This is a genomic window from Pseudomonas sp. NPDC086278, assembly GCF_050280905.1.
Lineage (GTDB): Bacteria > Pseudomonadota > Gammaproteobacteria > Pseudomonadales > Pseudomonadaceae > Aquipseudomonas.
The window spans coordinates 1-1,442 of sequence record NZ_JBNNWE010000217.1; the positions used below are offsets into that span (position 1 = coordinate 1).

The 1,442-nt window shown below is 52.4% G+C and carries 1 rRNA gene; it reads right to left on the bottom strand.

Annotation, left to right across the window (positions count from 1 at the left end):
* Nucleotides 1-1,442 (bottom strand): 23S ribosomal RNA (locus ACQKP4_RS29090); the annotation flags it as partial.

A 1,442-nucleotide genomic window follows, 5' to 3' on the forward strand; every position in this document is an offset into this window, starting at 1 on the left:
CTCACGACGTTCTAAACCCAGCTCGCGTACCACTTTAAATGGCGAACAGCCATACCCTTGGGACCGGCTTCAGCCCCAGGATGTGATGAGCCGACATCGAGGTGCCAAACACCGCCGTCGATATGAACTCTTGGGCGGTATCAGCCTGTTATCCCCGGAGTACCTTTTATCCGTTGAGCGATGGCCCTTCCATACAGAACCACCGGATCACTAAGACCTACTTTCGTACCTGCTCGACGTGTCTGTCTCGCAGTCAAGCGCGCTTTTGCCTTTATACTCTACGACCGATTTCCGACCGGTCTGAGCGCACCTTCGTACTCCTCCGTTACTCTTTAGGAGGAGACCGCCCCAGTCAAACTACCCACCATACACTGTCCTCGATCCGGATAACGGACCTGAGTTAGAACCTCAAAGTTGCCAGGGTGGTATTTCAAGGTTGGCTCCACGCGAACTGGCGTCCACGCTTCAAAGCCTCCCACCTATCCTACACAAGCAAATTCAAAGTCCAGTGCAAAGCTATAGTAAAGGTTCACGGGGTCTTTCCGTCTAGCCGCGGATACACTGCATCTTCACAGCGATTTCAATTTCACTGAGTCTCGGGTGGAGACAGCGCCGCCATCGTTACGCCATTCGTGCAGGTCGGAACTTACCCGACAAGGAATTTCGCTACCTTAGGACCGTTATAGTTACGGCCGCCGTTTACCGGGGCTTCGATCAAGAGCTTCGCGTTAGCTAACCCCATCAATTAACCTTCCGGCACCGGGCAGGCGTCACACCCTATACGTCCACTTTCGTGTTTGCAGAGTGCTGTGTTTTTAATAAACAGTCGCAGCGGCCTGGTATCTTCGACCGGCATGGGCTTACGCAGTAAATGCTTCACCCTCACCGGCGCACCTTCTCCCGAAGTTACGGTGCCATTTTGCCTAGTTCCTTCACCCGAGTTCTCTCAAGCGCCTTGGTATTCTCTACCCAACCACCTGTGTCGGTTTGGGGTACGGTTCCTGGTTACCTGAAGCTTAGAAGCTTTTCTTGGAAGCATGGCATCAACCACTTCGTGTTCTAAAAGAACACTCGTCATCAGCTCTCGGCCTTAGAACCCCGGATTTACCTAAGATTCCAGCCTACCACCTTAAACTTGGACAACCAACGCCAAGCTGGCCTAGCCTTCTCCGTCCCTCCATCGCAATAACCAGAAGTACAGGAATATTAACCTGTTTTCCATCGACTACGCTTTTCAGCCTCGCCTTAGGGACCGACTAACCCTGCGTCGATTAACGTTGCGCAGGAAACCTTGGTCTTTCGGCGTGGGTGTTTTTCACACCCATTGTCGTTACTCATGTCAGCATTCGCACTTCTGATACCTCCAGCAAGCTTCTCAACTCACCTTCACAGGCTTACAGAACGCTCCTCTACCGCATCACCTAAGTGATACCCGTAGCTTC